The 26,431-nt window shown below is 64.4% G+C and carries 8 protein-coding genes; 2 read left to right on the forward strand and 6 right to left on the reverse strand.

The genetic code is table 11. The features are described 5' to 3' along the window. Nucleotides 1–23: 23 nt before the first annotated feature. A complete protein-coding gene (locus AC07Y2_RS15305; protein ID WP_103386279.1) occupies nucleotides 24–1,064 on the forward strand; it encodes a GSCFA domain-containing protein in 1,041 nt (346 codons plus the stop codon). Continuing rightward, nucleotides 1,033–1,722 (forward strand): hypothetical protein, encoded by a 690-nt coding sequence (locus AC07Y2_RS15310; protein ID WP_178082855.1) that lies wholly within the window; start codon nucleotides 1,033–1,035, stop codon nucleotides 1,720–1,722. The genes AC07Y2_RS15305 and AC07Y2_RS15310 overlap by 32 nt, the downstream gene beginning before the upstream one ends. Nucleotides 1,723–1,768: 46 nt before the next feature. On the opposite strand, the gene AC07Y2_RS15315 is transcribed toward AC07Y2_RS15310, so the two are convergent. From AC07Y2_RS15315 to AC07Y2_RS15340, 6 genes are read right to left on the reverse strand one after another with little or no spacing between them, the layout of a single operon-like run. Next, nucleotides 1,769–2,638, reverse strand: coding sequence for a TauD/TfdA dioxygenase family protein (locus AC07Y2_RS15315; RefSeq protein ID WP_102686671.1), 870 nt, complete (start codon nucleotides 2,636–2,638; stop codon nucleotides 1,769–1,771). A 15-nt stretch (nucleotides 2,639–2,653) separates the two neighbouring features. Next, nucleotides 2,654–2,860: an MbtH family protein gene (locus AC07Y2_RS15320; RefSeq protein ID WP_039771063.1), complete on the reverse strand. Its 207-nt coding sequence runs from the start codon at nucleotides 2,858–2,860 to the stop codon at nucleotides 2,654–2,656. Further along, complete coding sequence (locus AC07Y2_RS15325) at nucleotides 2,853–3,536, reverse strand: hypothetical protein (RefSeq protein ID WP_103386280.1); 684 nt, start codon at nucleotides 3,534–3,536, stop codon at nucleotides 2,853–2,855. Before AC07Y2_RS15325 ends, AC07Y2_RS15320 begins: the two co-directional genes overlap by 8 nt. Then, nucleotides 3,533–12,631 carry a hybrid non-ribosomal peptide synthetase/type I polyketide synthase gene (locus tag AC07Y2_RS15330; RefSeq protein WP_103386281.1) on the reverse strand — a complete coding sequence of 3,033 codons (9,099 nt, stop codon included), beginning with the start codon at nucleotides 12,629–12,631 and terminating at the stop codon, nucleotides 3,533–3,535. The genes AC07Y2_RS15325 and AC07Y2_RS15330 overlap by 4 nt, the downstream gene beginning before the upstream one ends. Continuing rightward, a complete protein-coding gene (locus AC07Y2_RS15335) occupies nucleotides 12,628–16,740 on the reverse strand; it encodes a non-ribosomal peptide synthetase (protein WP_103386282.1) in 4,113 nt (1,370 codons plus the stop codon). The genes AC07Y2_RS15330 and AC07Y2_RS15335 overlap by 4 nt, the downstream gene beginning before the upstream one ends. Further along, nucleotides 16,737–25,745, reverse strand: coding sequence for a non-ribosomal peptide synthetase (locus AC07Y2_RS15340; RefSeq protein WP_103386283.1), 9,009 nt, complete (start codon nucleotides 25,743–25,745; stop codon nucleotides 16,737–16,739). Before AC07Y2_RS15340 ends, AC07Y2_RS15335 begins: the two co-directional genes overlap by 4 nt. Nucleotides 25,746–26,431 lie beyond the last annotated feature (686 nt).

Here is a 26,431-nt window from a genome sequence, read left to right on the forward strand (position 1 = left end):
CGACCGCCAAGGAGGCCCTCGTCGTGAATCCTTATCAATGCCTGCCACCCCGCGCTTTCTGGCGCACCGCCGTGGCTGACAAGCCCGCGCTGAACATCGATCAACTGTGGACACCACAATTCGAGATCGGCAACAAGGACGCCATCGTCACCGCTGGCTCCTGTTTCGCCCAGCACATCGGCCGGGCGCTGGGCGAACGCGGCATGAACTGGCTGGACGCGGAACCGGCCCCGCCCGAACTGCCCGAAGACAACTGGAAGGCCCACAACTACGGGGTGTTCTCATTCCGCACCGGCAACCTGTACACCCCGGCGATGCTGTGCCAATGGCTCGAATGGGCCTTGGGCGTGAGCCTGCCCCCCGACGAAACCTGGGCCCATGACGGGCGTTTCTTCGACCCGTTCCGCCCCGCCGTGGAGCCCGACGGCTTTGCCAGCGAGGACGCGCTGTTCACCTCGCGCGAAGCCACCCTCGACGCCATTCGCAGCGCCCTGCGCCGAGCCAAAGTGTTCGTGTTCACCCTCGGCCTGACCGAAGCCTGGCAGAACCGCCAGACCGGGCTGGTGTATCCCGTGTGCCCCGGCACCGTGGGTGGCACCTTCGATCCGCAGCTTCACAAGTTCTGCAATTTCGGCTTCATGGACACCTATGGCGACATGGTGCGGGCGCTGGAATTGATGCGTTCGATCAACCCGCAACTGCGCCTGCTGCTCACCGTGTCACCGGTGCCCCTGACGGCGACGGCCACGGGCGAACATGTGCTGAGCGCCACCACCTATTCCAAATCGGTCCTGCGCGCCGTCGCCGGGCAGCTGTGTGAAGACCTGCACGACGTCGACTATTTCCCTTCTTACGAAATCATCACCGGCACACCGTTCAAGGGCGCGTTCTACCAGCCCAACCAGCGCGAGGTCACGCCGGAAGGCGTGGCGTTTGTCATGCAGCAGTTTTTCGCCGGGCTCGACGCCGTTCAACCGCTGCAAACGCCGGCCAGCATTCCCTCCACCTGCGTGTCCAGCGAGGAGCTTGTCTGTGAAGACGCCGTGCTCGATTACTACGCCTAGGTTTCTGCTGCTGGGCGACTCCCATGCCGGGGTCATCGGCAAAGCCGCGCAGGCCCGCGAGCTGCCGTTCAGCGGCGGCCCGCTGGGCACCGGCCGGGATTTCGCGGTGGATTTTTTCAGCCTGACCCGCCATGACGTGCTGTTTCGGGACGCCGAGATGGAACGTCTGTATCGCCAGGCCCTGGCGCCGTTCGAAGTGCCGCAACTGGCGAAGGTCGGGGTGCCGCTGGTGAGTACCATTGGCCTGAGCCTGCACTACCTCGCCACCGCGCCGAACTGGACCTGCTACCAGACACCGGACGGCGAATTCGACGAAGGTTTTCTCGCAGGTCCCCTGTTCGAATCCATCGTCGACACCTTGTCCAAACCTGCGCTGGCGTTCTATGAACAGGCCCGGGCGATGAACCTCAAGGTGTTCGCCGTGCTGCCGCCGCAGCGGGTGCCGGAGTTGTCCGATCCGCGTGTGTTCATGGCAGCGCAGGCGCTGCTGATCGAGCGCCTGCAAGGGCTCGGCATCCAGCTGATAGATGTGCGTGCTGCTGCGAATGATGAGCAGGGTTTCCAGCTTCCGGCGTACTGCGAAGTGGATGACCCGTTGCACGGGAATCTGGCGTTTGGCGAGTTGATCGTCGAGCAGCTGCTCAAACAAGGCCTGTGAATGACCGGTGGGAACGGCACCGCCGCGCCCACCGTTTTTTTACAGCTCAAGCCTTGGGCTGCGTCCCCAGAATCGTCACCCGCTCGCCATACCGCGAGTGCGGGAAATAATCCCAGACCGCATGGTGCTGGGTGCAGCGGTTGTCCCAGAACACCAGCGTATTCGGCGCCCAGCGCACGCGACAGCTGAGGACCGGCTCCCGCGCCACCAGATCGAACAGCATGTTCAACAGCACCTGGCTTTCACCGCCAGACAACTGGACGATGTGCGACGTAAACCCGGAATTGACGAACAGCGTTTTGCGCCCGGTTTCCGGGTGGCGAACCACCACCGGGTGCTCGGTTTTCGGCAGGTTGGCCGGCGCCTCATAGCCCTTCCACGGAATCGCACCGTCATGGATCGCGGTCAATTCGCCGAGAAACTGCTGCATCGTCGGCGACAGCATTTCCAGCGCCAGGTGCATGTTGGCGAACAGCGTATCGCCGCCCGTGCCGATGGCCGGGGTTTCCTTGACGTACAGCATCGAGCCCATGGACGGCGCCAGATCGGCGGTGCCGTCGGTGTGCCAGGTTTCGCCGGCCACGTAGCGCGATTGCGCATTGGCGCGGATCACCACCAGCTCCGGGTCATCGCCGTCGATGTCCTCCACCGGCAGCGCCCGCAGCTCACCGAACAGCCGGCCAAACGCCTTGTGTTCATCCACCGTCAGGTGCTGATCGCGGAACACCACCACGTGGTTTTCCAGAAAGGCCCGGCGGATTTCCGCGAGCTGCTCGTCGCTCAGCGGCTGCGAAAGATCGACGCCGCCGATCTCGGCGCCGATGATCGGCGTGATCCGCTCGACCGTGATGTGTTGATACGGCGCGCGCCGTTCGGCGGCGATGCGCTCGATTGCCTTGAGTGCCAACTGATCCATGTTCCCTCACCTTTTTTATTGGAACGACACCGATGACTGCTCGCGCAGCGAACGCGGGCGCATGTCGATCCAGTGTTCGTTGATGTAATCCAGACAGACCTGGCGTTCGCCGCGCATCCCCGCCTCGCTCCAGCCGCTGGCCATCGGCTTGCCCGCCGGCCACAGGGAATACTGGCCCTGAGCGTTGACCACCACATCGAATTGCAGGTGTGCGTCATTCATGTCGTTCTCCTGTTGAACGGGATTGCAGCGTGGCCAGACTCCGGTCGAGCCCGGCGGCGAGATGGTTGAGTGCGGCCTGCCGCTGTTCGTCGCTCGAAGCGCAGGCCCCGACGTAAACCCGCACGGACGCCCCGCAGACCTGAGCGCAGGTGTCTGCATCGTCGTCCGCGAAAGCTCGGGCCGACACTTCGGCGTTGGCGCTGGCATGAGCCTGGGCAAACGCGGTGGCGGCCGCCTCGGTATTGAGTTGCGCGTAGTACTCGGCGAACGCCTCGGCATCGCCGAAGTGCTCGGCAATCATGGCGATGTTGGCCGGTGCGAGGCCGTAGGTCATCGCACTGGCGTGGGCCTTGCCGTACGCCGCGTCGTAGGCGTAGGCCTTGCGATACAGCGCCAGCAACACCGGTTTGAGCGTGGCCCGCCATTCGCCCTGACGCCCGAGCACGCCGAGCGCCGCCCGCTGATGCAGGCTTTGCAACGCGAGCAGCGCCTGCCGGTGTTCCGGCAAGGCTTCGCCGAGCATCGGCATGACCACGTCGGCCTGCCAGCGATGAAACAGCTGAAACGGCACCTGACCCTGCAGTTGCCTCAAGCGCAAGGCCGCGTTCGGCTCGGCTTCGCACAACACCTTGGTCAAGGCCAGCCACCATTGCGGCATCGAGATCGGTTCATTCATGGCGCCGGCTCATCCGTACCGATGACTTCGGCCATCAACCGCGCCCAGCGGCCCGCGACGATGCCGTAGTGATCGGTGTCGAGGGTTTGCCAGCTGCGCAACTGCGGCAACAAGGCCTGCCAGTTGCGTTGCAGGTCATCCGGGTTCCAGGCGCTGCCCAGCCCGTAAGGATTGGCGTGCCCGGCGATGAACAACCGCACCGCAGTGGTCGCCAGCTCTGGCGGTCGGAAGTCGACCATGCTGGCCATGTTATTGCGGCAGCACACGATCAGCCGTTGCAGATACGCCTGACGCTCCTCGGCCATGCCCTGCCCTTCGACCTCCGGCCAGCGCTGGGCGAACTCGCGCTGGAACACCTGCTCGATGGTCTGCTCATCAATGCCGGCCAGTTCCGCACCGGCATCCGGCGCGGGCGGGTCGATCAGGTACAACAACGGTTGCCTGAACCCGTCAGCCTGGGCCTGATGACACAGCGCCTGCGCCACCCATGCACCGAACGACCAGCCTGCCAGACGCCAAGTGCTGCCGTGCGGAAGGTGGGTTTTGATCGCCGCCAGATACCGGCGTGCACGCTCGTCAACGCTGATATTCGGCAACTGCGGCAGGCGCAGCGCCGGATCGGCGATCACGCACACGCCCAGTTCCGCCGGCAGCGCCGAGACCAGTTCCCGATAGGCCTGAACATCGCCACCCACCGGGTGGATCAGGTACAGCCAGTCACGCCCGGCTCCGGCATGCCATTGATCGATCCGCACCGCGTCGTGCCAGCCGTGCGGTGCAGCAGGGGGCGCCTCTTCAACCGTGGCGGTCGAGACCAGCCCCAGCACCTCGCTCAGGCTGACCTTGTGGCTGAATTGCGACAGCTGGAATACCTCACCCGTGGCCGCTTGCAGCTCGTCGATCAGGTCGAGCAGCGTCAGCGAATCCGCGCCCAGGTCGTACAACGAATCGTCATCTTCCAGCTCGGCCACACCGAGCCACTTGCACAGGCACTCACGCAGGCGCGCCGACAGATCCACGCCCTTCGGCGCCTCGACCGCTGCGGCCACGGCACCGTGGCGAACCGGATAAAACCGCCGCGCCGTGTCGATGCCGGTGGTGGAGATCAGCAACTGAGGCAACTGCGTCGCCATCGCCAGATCGAACACCCGACAGCCCTCTTCCGCCGACAGGCCAACCGTCAGATGCTCCAGATGCGCGGCGTCTCCACCGTTGCTGGTGGTGGCCATGCCGATGTCGCGCCAGATGTCCCAGTTGATTCCGAGGCGCAGGCAAGTGTCAGCCGGATTCGGGCGATAGTGGGTGAAGCCATCGAGTACCCCGCTGGCCGCCGCGTAGTCCAGATGCCCCGCGCCGCCGAACAGTGCCGACATCGACGAGCAGTACAGGACAAAACCCGGTTTCAGGTGTTCGATCAAGGCCTCGACCGCCAGCATGCCGCGAGTTTTGGCGGCCATGGCCTCGGCCATTTGCCGGGCATCGCGGTGGCGAATCAGGCTGCCCGCACCGACACCCGCCGCGTGAATCACCCCGCTCAGGCGACCGTAACGAACGGCCAGTTGATCGAGGATCTGCGGCCAGCGTGGCAGGTCGGCGATGTCCGCTTTGATGCAGTCGATCCGCGAAGCGTAAGCCGCTAGAGACGCCGGCAGTTGCCCCTGACGCGAGAGCAGCGCCACTCGGCGTGCAGGCGCCTGCAGCAGGTGTTCGCACAAGGTCCGGCCGATGCCGCCGCTGCCGCCCAGCACGAGAAACGTGCCGTCTTCCGGCAGAAGCCCTGATGTCGTTGCTGGGTCGGTCAATGGCTGAGGCAGCAAGCGTGGCTGCCACAGGTAACCATCGCGCACCGCCATTCGCCGAGGCAGTGAGGCCGGATCGGCAAGCAACGCTGCCAACTCGCCGGCCTGCGCTTCGAGGCGCGACGACGGCAAATCCAGCCAATGGCAACGCACCGGGTATTCCTGCGGCACCACTTCGGTGATGCCGGCCAGCGCTGCCAACTCGGGGCGCCGAACTTCGCCGTCCACCGGGCATGCCTGCCATGACATCAACCACAACCGCAGCCGTGTCGTGCGCGGTATTTGCCCCAAGACCTGCATCAGCGCACTGACCGTGTCCAGGCAAGCCCACTGCGCCAGATCCAGCGATTGCTCGCTGACCGCGCCCGACACCGCCAGCGGCAAGGCATGCAGCCAGTCGAGTTCGCCAAGGTCAGGTTCTGCGACCTCGGCGAGCAAGCGGTTCAGGGCTTCGATGTCCAGCGGATCAAGCTCGAAACGGTCCGGGCTCAAGCGCTTGAAGCCATTGCCCGCGCGCACTTGAATCACGCGTCGATAGACAGTGTGCAGGCTCGCCAGCAACGTCGATTCCGGCGTTTCATGGCTGCACAGAATCAGCACCTCACGGGATTGCGCCGTCGCTGTCGCGCTCAGGCGCCGGGTGCGCACCCATTGTCGTTGGTGAAACCAGTCCGCCAGCGGTTGTCGCGCAAGGGCTGGCGCTTCAGGTTCAGCAGCCACAGGCGTCTGGAAACGATAGGTCTGAAGATCGAACGATGACGGCGGCAAATCCCACGGCGGCGGTGCCGAGCGTTGCGGCCACTGGATATTCACACCTTCGTACCAGGCGTCCAGCAGATCCTGCGGCGATTGATCACGCGAGATCAACTGCGCACTTGAGACCGTGACCTCTTTGATCGCTGTTGGCTGCAACGGAATGTCGTCACCCGGCCGGCAGACCATCGCGAAGCGCCAGCGCAATTGCCGGCGACCTGACTGCAAGTGCCGCAGCAACGCGGTGTGCTGCTCAGGATTGGTTTGCAGATATTCACGAATCACCGCGATGTCACGCAGCAACTCCGCTCGGCTGTGAGCCGAAATCATCAGCAACGGCAGCGTTTCCTCGACCCCTTCCTGAGCCTTGGGCGCAGCACCAACGATGACATGCGCATTGGTCCCGCCAATCCCGAAACTGCTGACACCGGCCAATCGTCGCCGACCTTCCGGCCATGGCCGGGAGGTGGTCGGAACATAGAACGGCGAATGCTCCAGATCGATCTGCGGGTTAATCCGGCCAAAACCGAGGTTCGGCGGCAACACGCCATGGAACACCGCGAGACTGGCGCGAATCAGCCCGACTACCCCCGCCGCCGCGCCCAGATGACCGATCTGGCTTTTCACCGAGGCCAGCGCGCATTGGCCGGCCGGCGCATCGCCGAAAGCCTTGGTCAACGCCGCGACTTCGATCGGATCGCCGAGCAAGGTGCCGGTGCCGTGGGCCTCGATATAGCCGATGTCGGCACCGGTCAACCCGGCCCGACTCAAGGCATCGCGGATGATCGCGCTCTGCCCCGCCACCGACGGCGCGGTGTAACTCATCTTGGCCCGGCCATCGTTGTTCAGCGCCGAGCCTTCGACCAACGCATAGATCCGGTCACCATCGGCCCGCGCCTTGGCCAGCGGTTTGAGCACCACCACGCCGTAGCCACTGGCGCCGAGGGTGCCGCTGGCGTCATCGCTGAATGGACGGCACAGACCGTCGGCGGAAAAGATGTGCTGCGAGCGATGCCGATAGCCCTCGGTCAGGGTCGGATCGATCAGCACCCCGGCCGCGAGCATCACGTCGCTGTCGCCCTGGCGCAGCATCGAACTGGCCAGGTGCACGGCGATCAGCGAACTGCCACACGCAGCCTGCACGCTCAGGGCCGGGCCGTTGAGGTCCAGGTGATACGCGGCTTTGGTCGCCAGAAAATCCTTGTCGTGGTGCAGCGCCAGTTGAAAACCGTCCGGCAGATCGTCGTCGGCGGTTTCGCGCAGCATCTGCTGGAAGTACGTGGTTTCGCCGCAACTGGCGATCAGACCGATGCGCGGACCATCCGCCGACGGGACGATGGCCGCGTGTTGCAGGGCCTGCACGCAGGCCATCAGCAGATGCCGCTGTTGCGGGTCCATCAGCCGTGCTTCCTGACGGCTGATGCCGAAGTACTCGGGATCGAAATCGAGCATGCCCGCCAGTTGGCTGCGGGCACCGACCAGGCCTTCTTCGGCAGCAAAGTGCTCGATGCCCAGCTCATTGCCTTGCACCATGGCCCAGAATTCGGACAGATTCTGCGCCCCGGCCACATTGACCGCCATGCCGATGATCGCCATCGGCTGATGGCCTGCATCGGTCTGCCGTATACGCTCCGCCGCTGCCACCGGCGCCGTCGACAGGTGCGCAGCCAGACGCCGCACCGTGACGTGTTCGAACAGATCGGCCATCGTCACCTTGTGCGGCAGTTCTTCGGCGTAACGGCCATGCAAACGCATGAGGCCGAGGCTGGTGGCGCCGGCCTCGAAGAAGGTCTGTTCCGGCTCGATGTCACGGCCGATCACAGCCTGGAACAACTCGCTGAGTTGCCGTTCCAGTGCACTCAGTTGAACAACCGGTTGTGGCGTGCTGCGCCGCTCCATCGCCTCGCCCAGATTCGGCAAGGCCTTACGGTCGATCTTGCCGCTGGGGGTGCGTGGCCAGAGGTCGATCCGCCGGTATTCATCGATTCGCACATGGGCCGGCAGCCACCGTGCAACCTGACGATCCAGCTCGCCGGATGTCGCAGGTTGACCATCGAGTTGCAGCCAGGCAATCAGCCGTGGCGGATCGGCCTGCACCGCGACCACCGCGTTGACCACTTCCGGCATCTGCATCAGCGCCGCCTCGATCTGCCCCAGTTCCAGACGATGGCCGCTGAGTTTGATCTGCTGATCGTCACGCCCCAGGTAATGCAGGCAGCCCCGGGCATCGGCCCACGCCAGATCGCCGGTGCGGTAGTACAAACAGCCGTCTGCCAGCTCGACAAACCGTGCGGCGTTCAGGGCAGGATCGGCCAGATAACAGCGGGCAACCATCGGCCCGGCCACCAACAGATAGCCGCGACTGCCGATCGGCACCGGGCGGTCGTGCTCATCCACCAGCAGCAACCGCGCATTGCCGACGGCATGGCCGATCGGCGCGCGCAATGGCCAGTCCCGCGCCACGGGCGGCAGGCGCAAGGCGCTGACCACGTGGGTTTCGGTCGGGCCATAGTGGTTGAACAGCGACGCGTGCGGCATGCCGTCGAACCAGTTGCGCAGCGCATCGGTGCAGAGCAATTGCTCGCCGGCCGTGATCACCTCACGCAACGCCAACGGGTAAATGCCCCGACTCACGGCGGTTTGCGCCAGATGCTGCAAGGCCACGTACGGCAGAAACAGGCGCTCGATTCGCGCCTCGACCATGTAATCCAGCAACGCCTCGGCGTCCTGACGCCAGCGCGGCGTGATCAGGTGATAACAGCCGCCGCCGCACAGGGTGCTGAAAATCTCCTGGAACGACACATCGAACGACAGCATCGAGAACTGCAGGGTCACCGCTTTCGCCGGCAACTGCCCTCCGGTGCGCTGCCATTGCAGCAGGTTGCACAGGGTGCGTTCCGACACCTGCACGCCTTTCGGTGTGCCGGTCGATCCGGAGGTGAACAGCGTGTACAGCGGCCGTTCGCCAGCGTGGCGTGGACGCTCGAACGTTCCGGCATCGGCGCGCAGATCGACCCGATGGGTGGCGAATCGTCCGGCGTTCAGGTCATCCAGTGCAGCCTTGGTCGCGTCGCTGAACAGCACACACAGAGGCTGCGCCTGCTCCAGCACCTGACGCTGGATCGCCACCGGATAAGCAGGGTCGAGCGGCACGGCGGTCAGGTTGAGTTTGGCCAGCGCCAGCAAGGCGACGATGTGTTCTACCGAGGCATCGAGGAACAGCACGACATGCAGCGGCGCGTTCCCGGTCGCCAAGGGATGACGCTCGATCAGGGTGGCCGCCAGAGTATCGGCCAGCGCATTCAGTTCGCTGTAGCTGAGGCGGTGCTGGCCTTGAACCAGCGCGACCGCCTCCGGCGTGCAATGCACTTGATGCTCGAACCCGTCCGCCAGTGTGTTGAACGGCAGCGCAGTTCGGGGCCCCTCGCTGGCCGGTGGCAAACCACGTCGATACGGACCGAGCAAATCTTCGAGGTTGGCCGCCGGGTTTTCCAGCAACAGATCCAGACCCCGGCGGAACAGCGCGTTCAACGCCCGCATCTGTTCGGCATCGAAATAGCTGCACTGATATTCCCACCAGCATTCCAGCTGCGAACCGCTGCCCACCATCAACAACGTCAACGGGCACTTGGCGTGTAACTGCTCGTTGAATGCCAGCGTGGCGTGCAGGTTCGAGTCGGCCAGTGCGGCGTAGTCAGTGTTTTCCAGCACGAACATGAAGTCGAACAGCGAGGGGCTCGACGACAGCCGCAGGTCTTCCACTAGATCCGCCAGCGCCACGTCCTGCAACGCCAGCACTTCACGCACGGTGGCACTCTGTTTGCGCAACTGCTCGCTCAGGGGCAATGCATTTTCAACGGCAGTGGGGATCAGCACGGTGTTGGCAAACATGCCGACCGTGTCTTCGAACTCCGCCAGTGGCCGGTTGGCCACCGGGCTGGCGATCCGTGGCCGCTCGCACCCGGTCAGGGCGTACAGGCTCCAGGCGAAGACACTGAACAGCACTTCGAAACGGGTCAGCCGTTGTTGGGTGCAAAAGCGCTCAAGAGCCGCACTGCGCAGGGTGCCCAAGGGTTCGCGGTGCAACCGGGCGTCCGGGCTGATTTCGCGCATTGGCATCAATGCAGGCGACGGCTCTTCCTGACGGCGATGCAACTCGGCAAGTGCGCGGCGCTGGTCGCGATAATGCGGATCGACGCTCCACTGGCGCTGCCACTGGCCAAACTCCAGCGTCGTCAATCGGACGGCCGGTTGCAGGCTGTCACGGCCTTGCAGGGCATCGGTGTAAAGCTGCGCCAGATCCTCGAACAACAGGTTCACCGACCAGCCATCGACGATGATGTGATGCAGGTTCAGCAACAGCCGGCAACTGCCATCGGCGAACGGCAACAGCCAGGCCTTAAACAGCTCCCGGGTGGTCAGATCGAACGGCGCGGCGAACACCAGCTCGGCGAAGGCCTGCCAGTTGTTCTCGGTGAAATGCCCGACCGCGAAGGTGCGACAGGTCGACCCCTGCTCGGCGATTACCTGATCCAGTCCATCGGCACCCGCCACAAATGCCGTGCGCAACCCCGCATGACGCTGCACCAGACGCCCCAAAGCCTCGGCCAGTGCCGCAACTTCGACACCTGCCGCCAGATGCAGAATCAGCGGCACGCTGTAGGCGGTCGAGGTCGGCGAGCGTTGTTGCAACAGCCATAGGCGGCGCTGTTCGGCGGTGGCCGGCAGGCGTTTGGCGCTACTGATCGGTGGCGCAGGTGGGTAAATCGACTCTCCGTTCGTCTCACCGCTCAGTTGTGCGGCCAATGACGAGAAAGGCTCGTTGAGCAACGTATCGATGGCGATCTCGCGCTGCCAGTGGACACGGATCGCCGAACGCAGGCGCAGCGCCTTGAGCGAATCGCCGCCACTGCCCAGCCAGTCGTCCTGCGCGCTCAGGGCCGGTTGGCCGAGCAGCGAGCGGGCCTGACTCAACAACCACTCCAGCGCTGGTGAAACGCTTTCGTTATCCATAGCCGCCAGGACTGGATGCCACGGGCTCAACCCTTGCGCCAGCAACCCGTCACGGTCGATCTTGCCATTGGCCGTCAGCGGCAGGCGCTCCAGCAGAAACAACTGGTGCGGCCGCATATACGGCGCCAGTTGTGCCCGCAGATGGTTTTCGAAGGCGTGATAGTCCAGATCCCCGCGCGGCACGATGAACGCCAGCAACTGATGGTCTTCTGCCGCCTGCCGCCGGGTGCAGACGTACACCTGCGCCACGCCTGGATGCTCCAGGATCCGTTGCTCCACCTCCCCCGGTTCGATCCGGAAGCCGCGAATCTTCACCTGCCGGTCGACCCGCCCCAGGTACTCGATCAAGCCTTCGGCATTGCGTCGCACCAGATCGCCGGTGCGGTAATGCACCTGCGCGCCACCGTCGAGGTCGGGCAAACGGACGAACTGGCGAGCAGTTTCTTCGCGCCGGTTGCGATAGCCACGAGCGACACCGCTGCCACTCAAATACAGCTCGCCGACTTCGCCCGCCGGCACCGGCCGTTGCTGTTCATCCAGCACCAACACGCCAGTGTCCGGCAACGGTCGGCCAATGGGCGCCGAGTCACCGGCAAAATCGCGGCTGATCGGCCAGCACAGGGCAAACGTGGTGCATTCGGTGGGGCCGTAGACGTTGAAGATCCGGCAGCGGCTCTCAGGGTTGGCCCGATACCAGCCGCGCACGGCGGCAGCGCTGATCTGCTCACCGCCGATCAGCACCTGACGTACGCTGGAAAAGCACGACGGCCACTCGGCAATCAAGGTGTTGAACAGCGACACGGTCATGAACAGATTGTCGACCTGCGTCCGCTCCAGCACCTCGGCCAGTCGACGCGCATCCAGCACGTCCTCGTCGGCGATCATCACGCAGCAGCCGCCGTTGAGCAGCGGCGCCCACAGTTCGAAACTGCACGCATCGAACGCCGGGTTGGACAGGCAGGCAAACCGGTCCGTCGGGCGAATCTCGATATAGCCGTCGGTGTGCGCCAGACGCAGCAGGCCGCGCTCACCCACCTCGACTGCTTTTGGCGTGCCGGTGGTGCCCGAGGTGTAGAACAGGAACATCACCTCGGCAAAGTCTTCGGCCAGTGTTTGCGGCGGAGCGTCCGGCTGATCGAGCAAGGCCTCGACACTGGTTTGCCACAGTGACGGCGACCACAGCGGTTCTTCGTCCAGGGTAATCAGGCCGACACACGCCGCATCCGCCAGCATCAGTTCCCGGCGTTTGCGTGGGCTGGCGCGATCCAGCGGCACCACCACCGCGCCGACTTTCAGGGCGCCGAGAATCGCCGCCAACCATTGCCAGCAACGCGGCATGCACAACGCCAGCGACTGGCCGGGTTCGACACCGCGCGCCAGCAATCCTCGGGCGATACGTTCGCTCGCGCTGGCCAGTTCCGCGTAAGTCAGCGTGACCGACTGATCAATCACCGCCGGCGCTTGCGGATTACGCCGCACTTGCTCGGCGAAACGCGCTAGCAACGGCATGTCTGTGGACGCACTCATCATTTCGCCTCCTGCGCGTCGAAGCGTTGCAGCTCCCGACGGATGATTTGCGAGACCCGGTGGATTTCCGCGCTTTCGAGCATGTCCCAGTGCCCGCCGCTGACCAGTTTCGCCAGATAACCGCGGCCTGCGCGGCGACGCCAGAAGCCGCGCAGTTCATGCAACTGATGGCGGCTGAAATCTTCCCGCGCCTGGATCAGCACCACGCGGCCGGCGCGCGGCGCGCACTCATAGGCGGCCATGGCCAGGCGGTTATGGTTGTAGATGTTGAAGTAGCGCTCGACCTGCGCGTCTTCGATGCCGGGGTACATGCCGTTGAAACGCACCAGTTTGTCGCGAAACTCGGCCATGTCCACGGTGCCGATCTGCTCGCGGAAACCGGGGTCGTCACTGCCCTGGGTGTCGAGCAGCACCACCGTCACCTGACGATGCCCCGCCGCCGTCAACCGCCGCGCCATTTCATAGGCCACCAGGCCGCCGAACGACAGCCCGGTGAGGATCAGCGGTTGCTGCGTCAGCGGTTCGATCTGGCGCAAGTAAGCCTCGGCCATCGCTTCGACCGTCGGCTCGCTGCTCTCCCCCGGATTCAGCCCCGGCGATTGCACCCCGTACACGCCGGTTTCATCCGGCAGCACCTTGGCCAGCGACAGGTAACAGAACGCCGTGCCGCCCGCCGGGTGAATGCACACCACGTTGTGCTGGCTGCTGCCGCGACGGAATTCGATCAGGTTGCTCTGGGCCAGCGCCGGATTGGCCCCGACCCGCAGCCAGCCCCCCAGCGCTTCGATGGTCGGGTAGCTGAGCACCACGCGCACCGGCACTTCAACCGCGAACTGCTGGCTGATTTCATGGGCCATTTTGATCGCAGCAATGGAGGTGCCGCCGACATTGAAAAAGTTGTCACGAATGCCGATCTGCGGCGCCAGCAACAGGCTTTTCCAGATCTGGTACAGCGCCAGTTCGATGTGATCGCGCGGGCTGCTCAAGTTTACTTGGCGGTTGGTCATCTCTTCATCCGCCAATGCTGTCAGCGCGGCACGGTCGACTTTGCCATTGGCGGTCAGCGGCAGCGCGTCGAGCCACAGATAGCTGCCGGGGATCACCGCTCTGGGCAGGGTCGTCGCCAGATGGGCGTGCACTGCAGCTTCGTCCACGGTCTCGGCCACTACGCAACAGGCCACCAGCCGCTGGTCCTGCGCCGCTTCGCCGACCATCAGCACCACGGCGCTGCGGATGCCGGGAAACGCTTCGAGCCGGGCTTCGATCTCGCCCAGTTCCAGGCGCACGCCGCGCAACTTGACCTGGAAGTCGTTGCGACCCAGAAACTCCAGCTGACCGTCCGGGCGATAACGCGCCAGATCGCCGCTGCGATAGAGCCGATCACCTGCCACAAACGGGTTGTCGATAAAGCGCTCGGCACTCAGTTGCGCCAGCCCCAGATAACCGCGGGCCACGCCCACGCCGCCAATGTGCAGATGTCCGGTCACGCCCACCGGCACCGGCTCGTCGCGGTCATCAAGCACGTAAAAACGATTGTTGGAGATTGGCCGGCCGATCGGCAGTTGCCGGGCCGGCACCTCGGCGCCGGGCTCCAGCGTCCAGATGCTGTTGATCACCGTGGTTTCGGTCGGGCCGTAGACGTTGTGCAGCCGCGCATGGGGCAGACGCTCCTGAAACCGCCGCGCCAGCGCTGGCGGCAGTTCACCGCCGCCGCTGAACACATCGGTCAGCGACCCACACCGGCTGACCTCGTCGACCTCCAGAAACAGCTGCAACATCGCCGGCACGAACACCAGCGCCGTGACCTTTTGCTCGCGCACCTCGCGGGCCAGATACGCCGGTTCGTAATGCCCGCCGGGCCGTGCGATCACCAGCCGTCCGCCGGTTGCCAGCGGCCAGAAGGTCTCCCACGCCGAAGCATCGAAACCGAACGGGATCTTGTGCAGCATCGCCCCTGCTTCGCCGCAGACCTGCAAACACCACAGCAGCAGGTTGCTCAAGCCACGGTGGGCGACCATAGCGCCCTTGGGCAACCCGGTGGTGCCGGAGGTGTAGATCACGTAGGCGAGATGGTCCGGGGTGACGCCGACATGGCGCGGATCAAGATTGTCCGCCGGCAACGACGCCCAGCTCGCGGCATCTTGTTCGAGGTCGAGGATCGGCGCTTCCCAGGTCGAGCCTTGCACGGCTTGGCGCAAAATCCCGTGCGCCGAACCAAGGGTCAGCAGCACCGCCGGCGTGCTGTCGCCGAGCATATGGCTCAGGCGTCCCAACGGATAATCCGGATCCAGCGGCACATAGGCGCCACCGGCCTTGAGCACCGCCAGCAGCGCCACCGGCAACTCCAGCGAACGCTCGATGCACACCGCCACGCGCACGTCCGGGCCAACGCCCAAGGTGCGCAAGTGCCGTGCCAGGCGGTTGGCCCGGGCATTGAGTTCGGCGTAGCTCAGAGATTCACCTTCGAACACCACTGCGCAAGCCTGAGGGTTGCTCGCGGCCTGCGCTTCAACCAGTTGATGCACGCAGGGCGCCGTTTGCGTCAGTGGCGCGGCGCGGTTGAAGTCCACAAGCACTTGCTGACGCTCCGCTTCGTTCATCAATGGCAAGGCATTGATCGGTTGCTTGGCGTCGGCGGCGATCTGTTCGAGCAGATGTCGGTAGTGCCCGCTCAGGCGTTGGATGGTCGCGATGTCGTAGAGGTCGGTGTTGTATTCCACCAGCAAGTCCAGCCGCCCTGCCCGCTCGACCCATTCGAATGCCAGATCGAACTTGGCGGTGGCACTGCTGGTGCCGTACGGCGCCAGTTCCAGGCCAGGCATCTGCACTGCGTTGCCCGGGGTGTTCTGCAGCACCAGCATCACCTGGAACAACGGCGAATGACCGGGATCGCGCTGCGGGTTGACAGCCTCGACCACGCGGTCGAACGGCACGTCCTGGTGGGCGTGGACGTCGAGCATCTGGCCCCGCACTTCGCGCAACAGTTCGGCGAAGGTCTGCTGCGGATTCAGGAGCTGACGCAGCACCAGGGTGTTGACGAAATGGCCGATCAGCGGCTCGACTTCCGGGCGATTGCGGTTGGCGAACGGCGTGCCGATGCACAGATCCTGCTGACCGCTGTGGCGCCACAGCAGCACCGCCAATGCGCCCAGCAGCACGTTGAACAGCGTGCCCTGAGTCTGCCGGGCCAGCGCCGTGAGTTCGCGCAAGGTGCCGCCATCGACGGAGGAACTGAACGTGGCCCCGACATAGCGCTGCACCAACGGGCGCGGCCGGTCGGCGGGCAACGTCGATACCAGCGGCGCGTCGTCCAGGGTGCGCCGCCAGTAATCGAGCTGTGCGTCCAGCGCGGCGCCGCCCACTCGCTGTTGCTGCCAGCAGGCGTAGTCGGCGTATTGCACCGGCAACGGCGCAAGCGTCGGGGTTTCACCACGCAGATAATCGCCGTACAGCGTGGCGACTTCGTGCAGGATCACGCCCATCGACCAGCCGTCGGCGATGATGTGATGCACGCTGTACAGCCACAGGTATTCATCGTCGGCCACGCGCAGTAACGACGCCCGCAGCAACGGCCCGCTGGCCAGATCGAATGGCGCCCGGGCGTCCTGCTCGACGGCGGATCGCACGTGCTGCTCGCGCTCTTCGGCAGGCAATTGGCGCAGATCCGTCACCGACAACGACAGCGGCATCGACGGGTGCACCACCTGACGCGGTTCACCGTCGACGCGGCAAAACGTCGTGCGCAAGACTTCGTGGCGGGCCACCAGTTGGTTCAGCGCCCTCTCCAGTTGCGCGACGTCCAACTGCCCTTTCAGCGTTACCGCCGTCGGCACGTTGTAGAACGGGTTGCCGGGTTCCAGTTGATCGAGAAACCACAATTGCCGCTGCGAGAAGGACAACGGCCAGGACGTGTGCGTGCCGGATCGGCGGGGAATCGCCGCGTCATCGCACCCGCCGAGCAAGGCGATCAGTTCCTGTTTGTGACGTTTGAGCGCCTGGGTCAGTTCTTCGGTGAGAAACCCGCGCGGCGCCTTGCAGCGCAGCCTGTCACCGTCCACTTCGAGCACCACACCATGGCGAGCGAACAACGCCAGCAATTGATCGGCATTCATACTTCGAACTCCTCCATGTCTTCATCGTCCAGGCTGGCGGTCACAGGCTCGCTGGCAAACACTTCGACTGGCGCGCGGTGTTGTTCATCGGCCGTGCGCAGGCCGCCGATCATCGAGTAGATCAATTCATGGCTCGGCCCGAGATCGAACAGCGTCGTCAGTTGTTGTTCCTCGACCGAGCCAATGCCGCACAGACCCAGACCGTGCTCGACGGCGGTCATGCTCAGCAACTGGGCCATGGCGCCACTTTCGATGTGGCAGAAGTCGCGGCTGCGCTCGCCATACAGCGGGCGGATAGCGGCCATGTCGGCGATGAAGAACAGCGAGAACGCGGCATTCTCGTACACCGGGCGGTTGACGAAATAGTCGTAGGTGTCCGGGTCGAGCAATCCGCTCTGGAGCGCCAGCAAACGATGCTGGCGGGGATCGTAGTAATACGCGCCACCGGGCACGCCAAGCACGCGATCCGCTTTGATGTAGAGGTACGCCTGAATCGGGTACAGCCCGCCCGCCGACGGGAACTGGTATTTCACTTCGCCGTCGAGTTGCCCCTGGGCCAGTGCCGCCAACACATGGGCAAAGGCCTGGGTGGCGATCGGTTGCCGATCGTATTGACGCACCGAGCGGTAATCGCTCAAACGTCGGGCGAAGGCCGGGTCTTGCGGCAGGTCCAGCGCCAGCGCCGGCAGGGTCTGAGCGAAGTCGCGGCGTCCGCGCTGTTCGGCCTTGAACTGCGCCCGCTGCTGGGGATCTTCGATGATGTCCTGCACGGGCTCCGAGGCCTGCTGCACGTTGCCGAGCAGATCCTGCCGCGCCCGGTTCTGGCGGTACATGCCGAGCAGATGCAGCAGCGTCGGTTGGGCCAGCAATTGCGCCACGTGCGGGCGGAACTGCAAGGCGCCGGACAAGGCGTTGCTGATCCTGACGATATCGATCGACGTTGCGCCCAAATTCAGCAGGTTGGCGTTGGCGGCAATGGATTCGCGTTTGAGCACGTCCTGCACGATCTCCACCAGCCGCTGTTCCTGCGGGCCCTCGACTTCGAGCGCCGGCCCTTGTTCCTCGATCTGCTCAGGTTCCGGCAGGCGTTTCTTGTCGACCTTGCCGTTGGACGACAACGGCCACGCTTCAACAAAGGTGAACGACGGCGGAATCATGTAGGCCGGCAGTTTGTCGCTCAGGTACGCGCTGAAATCGCTGGCCTGCAACGCCGGATCGGCCTTGAGCACGTAACCCGCCAGGCGCTTCTCGCCCAGCGTGCTGCCCAGAATCCGCACCACCGCGCTCTGCACGCCGGGATGGCGATTGAGCGCGGCCTCGATCTCACCCAGCTCGATGCGATAACCCTGGACCTTGACCTGATTGTCTTCGCGACCGAGGAATTCTATGTTGCCGTCCGGCAGCAAGCGTCCCAGGTCGCCCGTGCGATACAGCCGCTCGCCGGTCAGTGGATGATCGAAGAAACTGCCAGCGCTGAGTTTTTCATCGCGCCAGTAACCTTTCGCCAGACCGATACCGCCGATGTACAGCTGCCCCGCGACCCAGGTCGGGCGCACTTGCAGCGCTTCGTCCAGCACATAGAAGCGCTGATGATCGAGGGCCTTGCCGTAGGGAATGCTGCGCCACGCCGGGTCGACGTGCTGTACCGGGTAACAGATCGACCAGATCGACGTTTCGGTGGCACCGCCCAGGCTGATCAGTTGCAAATCCGGCTGCAAGGCCCAGACCCGCTCGGGCAGAGTCAATGGGATCCAGTCGCCGGACAACATCGCCACCCGCAGGCTGGCGGGCAACGTGCCGCCCTCGCCCTCTACGTACTCGACCAGCATGCCGAGCAGCGCCGGCACCGAGTTCCACAGGCTGACCCGATGACGCTTGATCAATTCGAGCCAGTGCGCCGGATCGAGGGTCAGTTGCGGGTCGAGGATGACCACCGCCGCGCCCACCGCCAACGTGCCGAAGAAGTCATAGACCGACAGGTCGAAGCTCAGCGACGAGATCGCCAATACGCGGTCGTTCGGGCCGACAGCAAAGCGCCGGTTGATGTCGAGCAAGGTGTTGACCGCACCGCGATGGTCGATCACCACGCCTTTCGGCTGGCCGGTAGAGCCGGAGGTGTAGATCACGTAAGCGAGGTCGCTTTCGTTCACCTCCACCGGTTGCAGTGGCAGTTCATCGTTCGAGATTTCATCGGCCACCGCGATGGCCGTCACCTGCGCCGGCCATTCGACTTTGTCGAGCAGCGCCGGTTGGGTCAGGGCCAGACTCGCCTCCGCCCGTTCCAGAATATGCCGCAGCCGTTCCGCCGGCTGAGTCGGTTCGATCGGCAGGTAAGCGCCGCCGGCATACAGAATCGCCAGCGTTGCGACCACTTGCTCCCAACCGCGCTCCATCACCACCGCCACCAAGCGGTTCGGCAGGACACCCTGCGCTTGCAGTCGGGCGCCGAGTTGCCGGGCCTCAAAGCGAAGCTGGGCGTACGTCAGTTGCCGCGTACCGATCACCGCCAGGGCATCCGGTGTGGCGCGGGCCTGACGTTCGAACAGTTCGTGCATCAATGGCAGCGTTTGCTGACGGTCGACCGGTGCCGGCAAGCGTGCCTGCGGCAGCAGTTGTGGCGTATTCGCGCCCCAGGCTGCCGGCTCGCAAAGGCTGTCGAGCAGGGTGTTATAGGCGACGAACATCTGCTCGATCATGCCTTGCGGGAACAGTTCGTCGATGCTGTCCCAGTTGAACAGCAGCCGCCCTTCCAGCTCCAGCAACGTGTGGTCGAGCCACACTTGCGGGGTCTGGGTGATGCTGTGCATGTGCCGCGCGTTCAACGCGTCGGCGAGGTTGAATTCGGCCAGTTCCGGCGCCGCTTCCGAGAGCGTGCTGTTGAACACGATCGGCATCGCCGTCTGCTGCACGCCCCGGGCCTGGGACAATTCGCGCAGTACCCGCACACCGCTGACCACCGAATGGTCGATGTCGCGCCACAGTTGCGCCTGCACCGCGCGGGCCTTGTCGGTGAAGCTCTGCGAACCGTCGATACCGACTTCCAGCAGCACCAGCGAGGTGAAGTCGCCAATGATTTCGTCGACATCGCTGTGCAGCGGCATGCGGTTGAACAGCGGCAGGCTCAGGGTGAAACGTGGGGTGCGGCTCCACAGCGCCAGCACTTCGCTGAACGCGGTCAGCAGCATCACCGATGGCGTCACGGCAAACTGTTTGGCCACGGCTTTGAGCTGCGTCCACTGCGCCGCCGACATGTCGCGGTCGCGGCGGGTGAAGTGCGGGTTGGCGATGCTTTCCGGCTGGCGTACCAGCGGCAGGTCCGGCGCCGGGGCCAACGTGGTCACCCGCTCACGCCAGTAGCCCAGCGCCTGCTCGTAGCGGCGGCCATTACGCAGCTGCTGTTCGGCCAGCACATAGTCGCGGAAGGTCAGGCCCGGTTCCGCCAGCTCCAGGTTCGGATCGACGTAGAACGCCATGAGTTCGCGGGCGAGAATCTGCGTGCTCGCGGCGTCGACGATCAGCGCGTCGAGGCTGATGTGCAAATGGGTGATGCCGTCATCGAGTAACGACAGGCTGAACTCGAACAGCGGCCAGCGACTGGCGTCCAGCACCTGATGGGACTGACGTTCGCGGGTCGCTTCCAGCGTGCGCTGCGCCACATCGGCGGGCAAACCGCGCAGATCGCTGCGCGGCATGCGATAGGTCGGCACCTGCGCCAGCACCTGTTGCGTGCCGTCGCTGAGGAACACCACGCGCAGCATGTCGTGGCGCAGGATCATGCGGTTCAAGGCTTGTTCGAAACGCTCGGCGTCGAACTCGGGAATGCGCAGTTCTTCGTAACCGTGGGCACTGACGCCGCCGAGGCTGACCGTGGCCTCACGACCGAACCAGTAGGCTTGCTGGATATCGGTCAGAGGGAATGGTTCATGCCGATTACTGCGATCCGGCTCGATCTGGAGGAATGCCGGTTCAACGCTTTGCTCTTCACGCGACACCTGCGCCGCCAGATCCAGCAACACCGGGGTCTGGAACAGACTGCTCAGGGACAGTTGCGCGCCCATGCGCTGGTTGATCGCGTAGATCATCCGCGTCGCCAGCAGCGAGTGGCCGCCGAGGTCGAAGAAGTTGTCGTGGATCCCGACCCGCTCGCACTTGAGCACTTCGGCCCAGATCTCGGCCATTTGCCGTTCGGTGTCATTGCGCGGCGCCTCGTAGGTCGCCCCGGCGCTGCGTTCCGGTGCCGGCAGCGCCTGGCGGTCGAGCTTGCCGTTGCGGGTCAGCGGCAATTGCGACAGGCGAACCCAGGCACTCGGGATCATGTGTTCGGGCAACTGGCGTTGCAGTTCGGCACGCAGGCATTCAGGGGTCGCGGTGCCGACCACATAGGCCACCAGACGCTTGTCCCCAGCCACGTCTTCGCGCAGCAACACGGCGGCTTCCTGCACACCGGGTTGTTGATGCAACAGGCTGTCGATCTCACCGAGTTCGATGCGGAAGCCGCGCAATTTCACCTGTTGGTCGATGCGTCCCAGGTACTGCACGTTGCCGTCAGCCTGGAATTTCGCGAGGTCGCCGCTGCGGTACATCCGTGCGCCCGGCTCGGCACTGAACGGATCCGGCAGGAAGCGTTCGGCGGTCAGGTCCGGGCGGTTCAGATAGCCCCGGGCCAGGCAGGCGCCGGCGATGTACAACTCACCCGCCACGCCGATCGGCACCGGATTCAGATATTCGTCCAACACGTACAGCCGCGCATTGGCGATGGGACGGCCAATGGGCGGCGCGTCCGGCCAGGATTCGGCCTCGTTGCAGTCAAGGCTGAACTGGCTGACCACATGGGTTTCGGTCGGCCCGTACTGGTTGTGCAGTTGCGCGCCACCGAGTCCGCGAACAAAACCGCGCAGCTCGTCATTGATTTGCAGGGCTTCACCGGCGGTGATGATTTCGCAACCGCCGGCCGGCATCGGAGCATCGGCCTCGGTCAGGCCGGCGAGTTGCTGCAACACGGCGAACGGCAGGAACGCCCGCTGCACGCCTTCGGCCACCAGAGTCGGGCGCAGCGCGGCGAGGTCCTTGCGGCTGTCTTCGGTCATCAGCAACAGGCTGCCGCCCTGACACAGCGTGCTGCAGATTTCCTGGAAGGAGACGTCGAAGTTCAGCGAGGCGAATTGCAGCACACGCTGCGGTGCCGTGGCTTGATCGAGCTGCCAGTTAATCAGGTTGTCCAGCGCGCGACGGCTGTGGGCCACGCCTTTCGGGCGTCCGGTGGAGCCGGAGGTGTAGAGCACGTAGCCGAGGTTTTCCGGGCTCACCGTGACTTGCGGATCATCCGTCGGGTGTTGTGCCCATTGCGCTGCGTCTGTGTCCAGGCAGCAGACTTTCGCCTCGTTGGCCGGCAGCCCGGTCATCAGGCTCGACTGGGTCAGCAGCAGGGTCGGCGCCGCATCGCTGAACATGAATGCCAGACGCTCGCTCGGGTAAGCCGGGTCAAACGGCACGTACGCCGCACCGGCCTTGAGGATCGCCAGCAGGCCGATGACCATGTGCGGCGAGCGTTCCAGGCACAGGCCGACGCGATGTTCGGGGCCGACACCTTGTTCGATCAGGTAATGCGCTAGGCGGTTGGCCGCGCGATTCAGTTCGCCGTAACTCATTTGCTCACGGTCGGCGAGCAGCGCCACGGCGTGGGGCGTTTGCCGGGCGAGGCTTTCAAAGCGCGCCACGCAACCGGGCAACGATGCGGTATCCCGCGCGGTGCGGTTCCAGTCATGAACGATCTGCTGGTGTTGCTCGGCGCTCAGCAGCTTGATCGCGGCCAGCGACTGCTCGCTGTCCTCGACCATCTGCGTCAGCACTCGGCGCAAGTACTCGCCGAACTGCTCGACGGTGCCGCGCTCGAACAGGCCCGAGGCATATTCCAGACCGCCGACGATCTGCCCGTCGCGCTCATGGAGCGCCAGTTGCAGATCGAACTTGGCCACGTGATGGCTGCTCTCGACCGGCGTAACGTCGAGCCCGGTCAGCAGCAGGTCGGAATCCTGATCCTGTTCCCAGGCAAACAGCACCTGGAACAGCGGACTGTGGGCCAGACTGCGCGGCGGGTTGAGCAATTCCACCACTTGCTCGAACGGCAGATCCTGATGTTCCTGAGCCTCCAGCGCCACTCGCCGTGCCTGTTGCAGCCATTGCGCCACCGACGGCGTACCCGATTGGGTCATGCGCAGCGCGAGGGTGTTGACGAAGAAACCGATCAGCCCTTCCAGTTCCTGCTGCGGACGGTTGGCCGATGGTACGCCGATCACCACATCGCCCTGCCCCGACAGGCGCAACAGCAGCAGCGAAAAACCGGCCAGCAGATTCATGAACAGCGTGGTGCCTTGCTGCATGCCCAGGGCTTTCAGGCGTGCGGTCAGGGCGGCATCGAAGACCAGCGGGACAAAGCCGCCGAGGTAATCCTGCACGGGCGGGCGCTTGTGATCGGTCGGCAACTCCAGCAGCACCGGCGCGCCGCTGAGAGTTTCGCGCCAGTAACGGCTTTGCTGCTCAAGCACGTCGCCGGACAGCCATTGCTTTTGCCACACCGCGTAATCCACGTACTGCACCGGCAAGGGCGGCAGCGGATCGTCGCGATCCTGCAACGCCGCTGCGTACAGCTGACCGAGCTCGCGGGTGAGCACACCCATCGACCAGCCGTCAGAGATGATGTGATGCTGGGTCAGCAGCAACACATGGTCATCCGCCGCCAGCCGCACCAGGCTGACCCGCATCAGCGGCCCCCGGCTCAGGTCGAAGGGTCTGGCGCCTTCCTCGTCGATCAAGCGGCTCAGGCGTTCTTGCGCATCGTGCCCCTGCACGTCAGTCACCGTCAGCCGGACACTGTGCGCAGGCGGCGAAACCAACTGCCGCCCTTCCCCTTCAACGGCGATGAACGTCGTGCGTAGCGCCGCATGGCGCGCCACCAGTTGATTGAAGCTGCGTTCCAGTGCCGGCACGTCCAGCGAACCGAGCAAACGCAGGTTCAACGGCATGTGATAGGCGGCGTTGCCACCCTCCATTTGTGCCAGAAACCACAGGCGCTGCTGAGCAGACGACAACGTTTGCGCGCCCGTGCGTTCAAGGGCTGTGATGGCCGGGCGAGCCGCGGCCTGACTGGCTTGCAGCCGTTCGGCGAACGCCGCCAGAACCGGTGCGGCAAACAGCGTCGAAGGCGCCACTTCCAGCCCCAGCGCATGACGAACCTGCGCCAGCACGCGCATCACCAGCAGCGAGTGACCACCGAGGGCGAAGAACTGATCCTGACGCCCCACCCGCTCGACGCCGAGCACGTCGGCCCAGATTGCGGCGAGCGCGGTTTCCAGCGGGCCTTGTGGTGCCTGGTACTCCTGCTGATCGAACGCCTCAACGTCCGGCGCCGGCAGATTTGGGCGATCGACCTTGCCGTTGGCGGTCAGCGGCAGTGCATCGAGACGCACGAAGGCGGTTGGCACCATGTAGTCCGGCAGGCTGATTTGCAGTTGTTCGCGCAGTGAGCGCGGGCTCAGCGTTGAGTCTGGTTTTTCGCAGTAGTAAGCGACCAATCGCGGTTCACCGGGACTGTCCTGGCGCAGCAACACCACGCTTTCGCGCACGCCCGGAATGTCCGCCAACCGGGTTTCGATTTCCCCCAGCTCCAGACGCAGGCCGCGCAACTTGGCCTGGGAATCGTTACGGCCGAGGAACTCCAGTTGCCCGTCGGCCCGGTAACGCGCCAGATCTCCGGTGCGGTAAAGGCGTTCGCCCCCCACGAACGGGCTATCGATGAAACGCTCGGCGGTCAGTTTTGGCAGATTCAGATAACCGCGCGCCACGCCGACGCCACCGATGTACAACTCGCCCGCGACACCCTCGGCAACCGGTGTGCCGTCAGCGTCGAGCAGGTAAATCCGGGTATTGGGCAGTGCCCGGCCGATGGGCAGCACCGCGTCGATCTGACTGCTTTCGGTTAGCTCGAAACAGGTGCTGTCGATGCTCGCTTCAGTCACGCCGTAGGCCTGGACGATCTGCACGCGATCACCGCACAGCCTGCGCAATTGCCGCGCGCTGTGGGCGGTCCAGATGTCGGAGCCGCAGACCACGGTGCGCAGGAACGACAGGTCGTGGTCGGTCTCTTCGACCCACGCCAACAGTGGATTGAGCAGCGCCGGCACGAAGTCGGCAAAGCCAATCTGCGCCTCGCGCATCAGACGATACAGGGCCGGCGGGTCCATCAGAGTGTCCCGTGGACACAGCACCAGCGTGCCGCCAAAACCCAGCGCACGGATCAGGTCGGCGCTGAACACGTCGAAGGAAAAACCGGCCATCTGCAGATGATTGATCGGCTCGCCCAACTCATAGAGTTGCGCCCAGTCAGCGCTCACCGCAACCAGCCCGCGATGCTCGACCATCACGCCTTTCGGGGTGCCGGTGGAGCCGGAGGTGTAGATCACGTAAGCCAGGTGACGGGGTGTCAGGCCGATTGAATGAGGATCGAGGTTGTCGGCTGAAAGCGAAGCCCAATCACTGGCGTCGGCCAGATCCTGCACCGTCGGTGCAGTCGCCGACTGTTCGAGCGCCGCCCGCAAAACATCGCGCGCGTGGCCGTGGGTCAGTACCACCGGCGGTGCGCTGTCGGCCAGCATGTGCGCCAGCCGCGCCTGCGGATACGCCGGGTCCAGCGGCACATAGGCGCCGCCGGCCTTGAGCACCGCGAGCACGCCGACCAGCATCTCCAGCGAACGCTCCAGACACAGCCCGACCCGCACGTCCGGCCCGACCCCGAGGCTGCGCAGGTGATGGGCCAGCCGGTTGGCGCGGGTGTTCAGTTCACGGTAACTGAGCGCCTCCTGCTGCCAGCGTGCGGCGATGGCCTCGGGATTGCGCAGCACCTGCGCCTCAAACAGGCCGTGCACGCACAGGTCTGCATCGAACGGTTTCAAGGAGCAAACGTCGGGCTGCGCGGAATTCGTCCCACGCAAGGAAGTGTTATCGAGCATCGGAGGCTACCGTCCATGACTACTTTATTTTTGTGATCAGGCCGGGACAAAAATGCCCCGCCAGTCAGGCCCCGGCATCAGATGCCGGCACGGTCATTCGAATTCAGGAGGATGGCGCGGCGCGCGCGTGCAGACTCGCGTTGAACGCGGGCACACGCAGAAATTCGGGGGGAGACAGGCTGGAGAAAAACGCCGCCGCGCGGTCGGCGCAGGCAACTGGAAAGTGGGCCGGATCATTGGCGACAGACGTCGCCCCGTTCATTGCATCGACGATTGCAAACCGCGTGACCAATTGAAACCTCGACTTCCATTTGAGGGTCAACGACGAGGAACAACCTGCGCGGGGATGACAGCGCCAGGGTGGTCCCGATCGGCTGCGACTGCCGGGTCTGTAGACACACGGCAATCTTCTGGCGCCGGGTTTGTGACCCGAAGCGCCGGCGGATAATAACCACGTTTTTTGTTAGGGAGGCAAACAAAATGTAGGAAATTTGCTAAATAAATATCGGACGTTTCCTACATGGTTGTGACGATGGCAAAGGGACAGAGATGTCAAAAATGCTCGTACACCGTACCGCCGTTTCCTGCAGGCCACGGGCATCGAAAACCGCTGCAGCGTCTTGAGTGGCCAGCGAAAAAGTCACCACGCGACATACCTCGATAGCCGGGCGCTAACAAGCGCTAAC

It is taken from the genome of Pseudomonas sp. GW456-12-1-14-TSB6 (genome assembly GCF_059424205.1).

What these genes read in the sequence shown, in the direction of transcription:
- AC07Y2_RS15330 (WP_103386281.1), bottom strand. Translation starts at nt 12,631, where the DNA reads ATGATGAGTGCGTCCACAGACATGCCGTTGCTAGCGCGTTTCGCCGAG.
- AC07Y2_RS15315 (WP_102686671.1), bottom strand. Translation starts at nt 2,638, where the DNA reads ATGGATCAGTTGGCACTCAAGGCAATCGAGCGCATCGCCGCCGAACGG.
- AC07Y2_RS15335 (WP_103386282.1), bottom strand. Translation starts at nt 16,740, where the DNA reads ATGAATGCCGATCAATTGCTGGCGTTGTTCGCTCGCCATGGTGTGGTG.
- AC07Y2_RS15340 (WP_103386283.1), bottom strand. Translation starts at nt 25,745, where the DNA reads ATGCTCGATAACACTTCCTTGCGTGGGACGAATTCCGCGCAGCCCGAC.
- AC07Y2_RS15320 (WP_039771063.1), bottom strand. Translation starts at nt 2,860, where the DNA reads ATGAATGACGCACACCTGCAATTCGATGTGGTGGTCAACGCTCAGGGC.
- AC07Y2_RS15325 (WP_103386280.1), bottom strand. Translation starts at nt 3,536, where the DNA reads ATGAATGAACCGATCTCGATGCCGCAATGGTGGCTGGCCTTGACCAAG.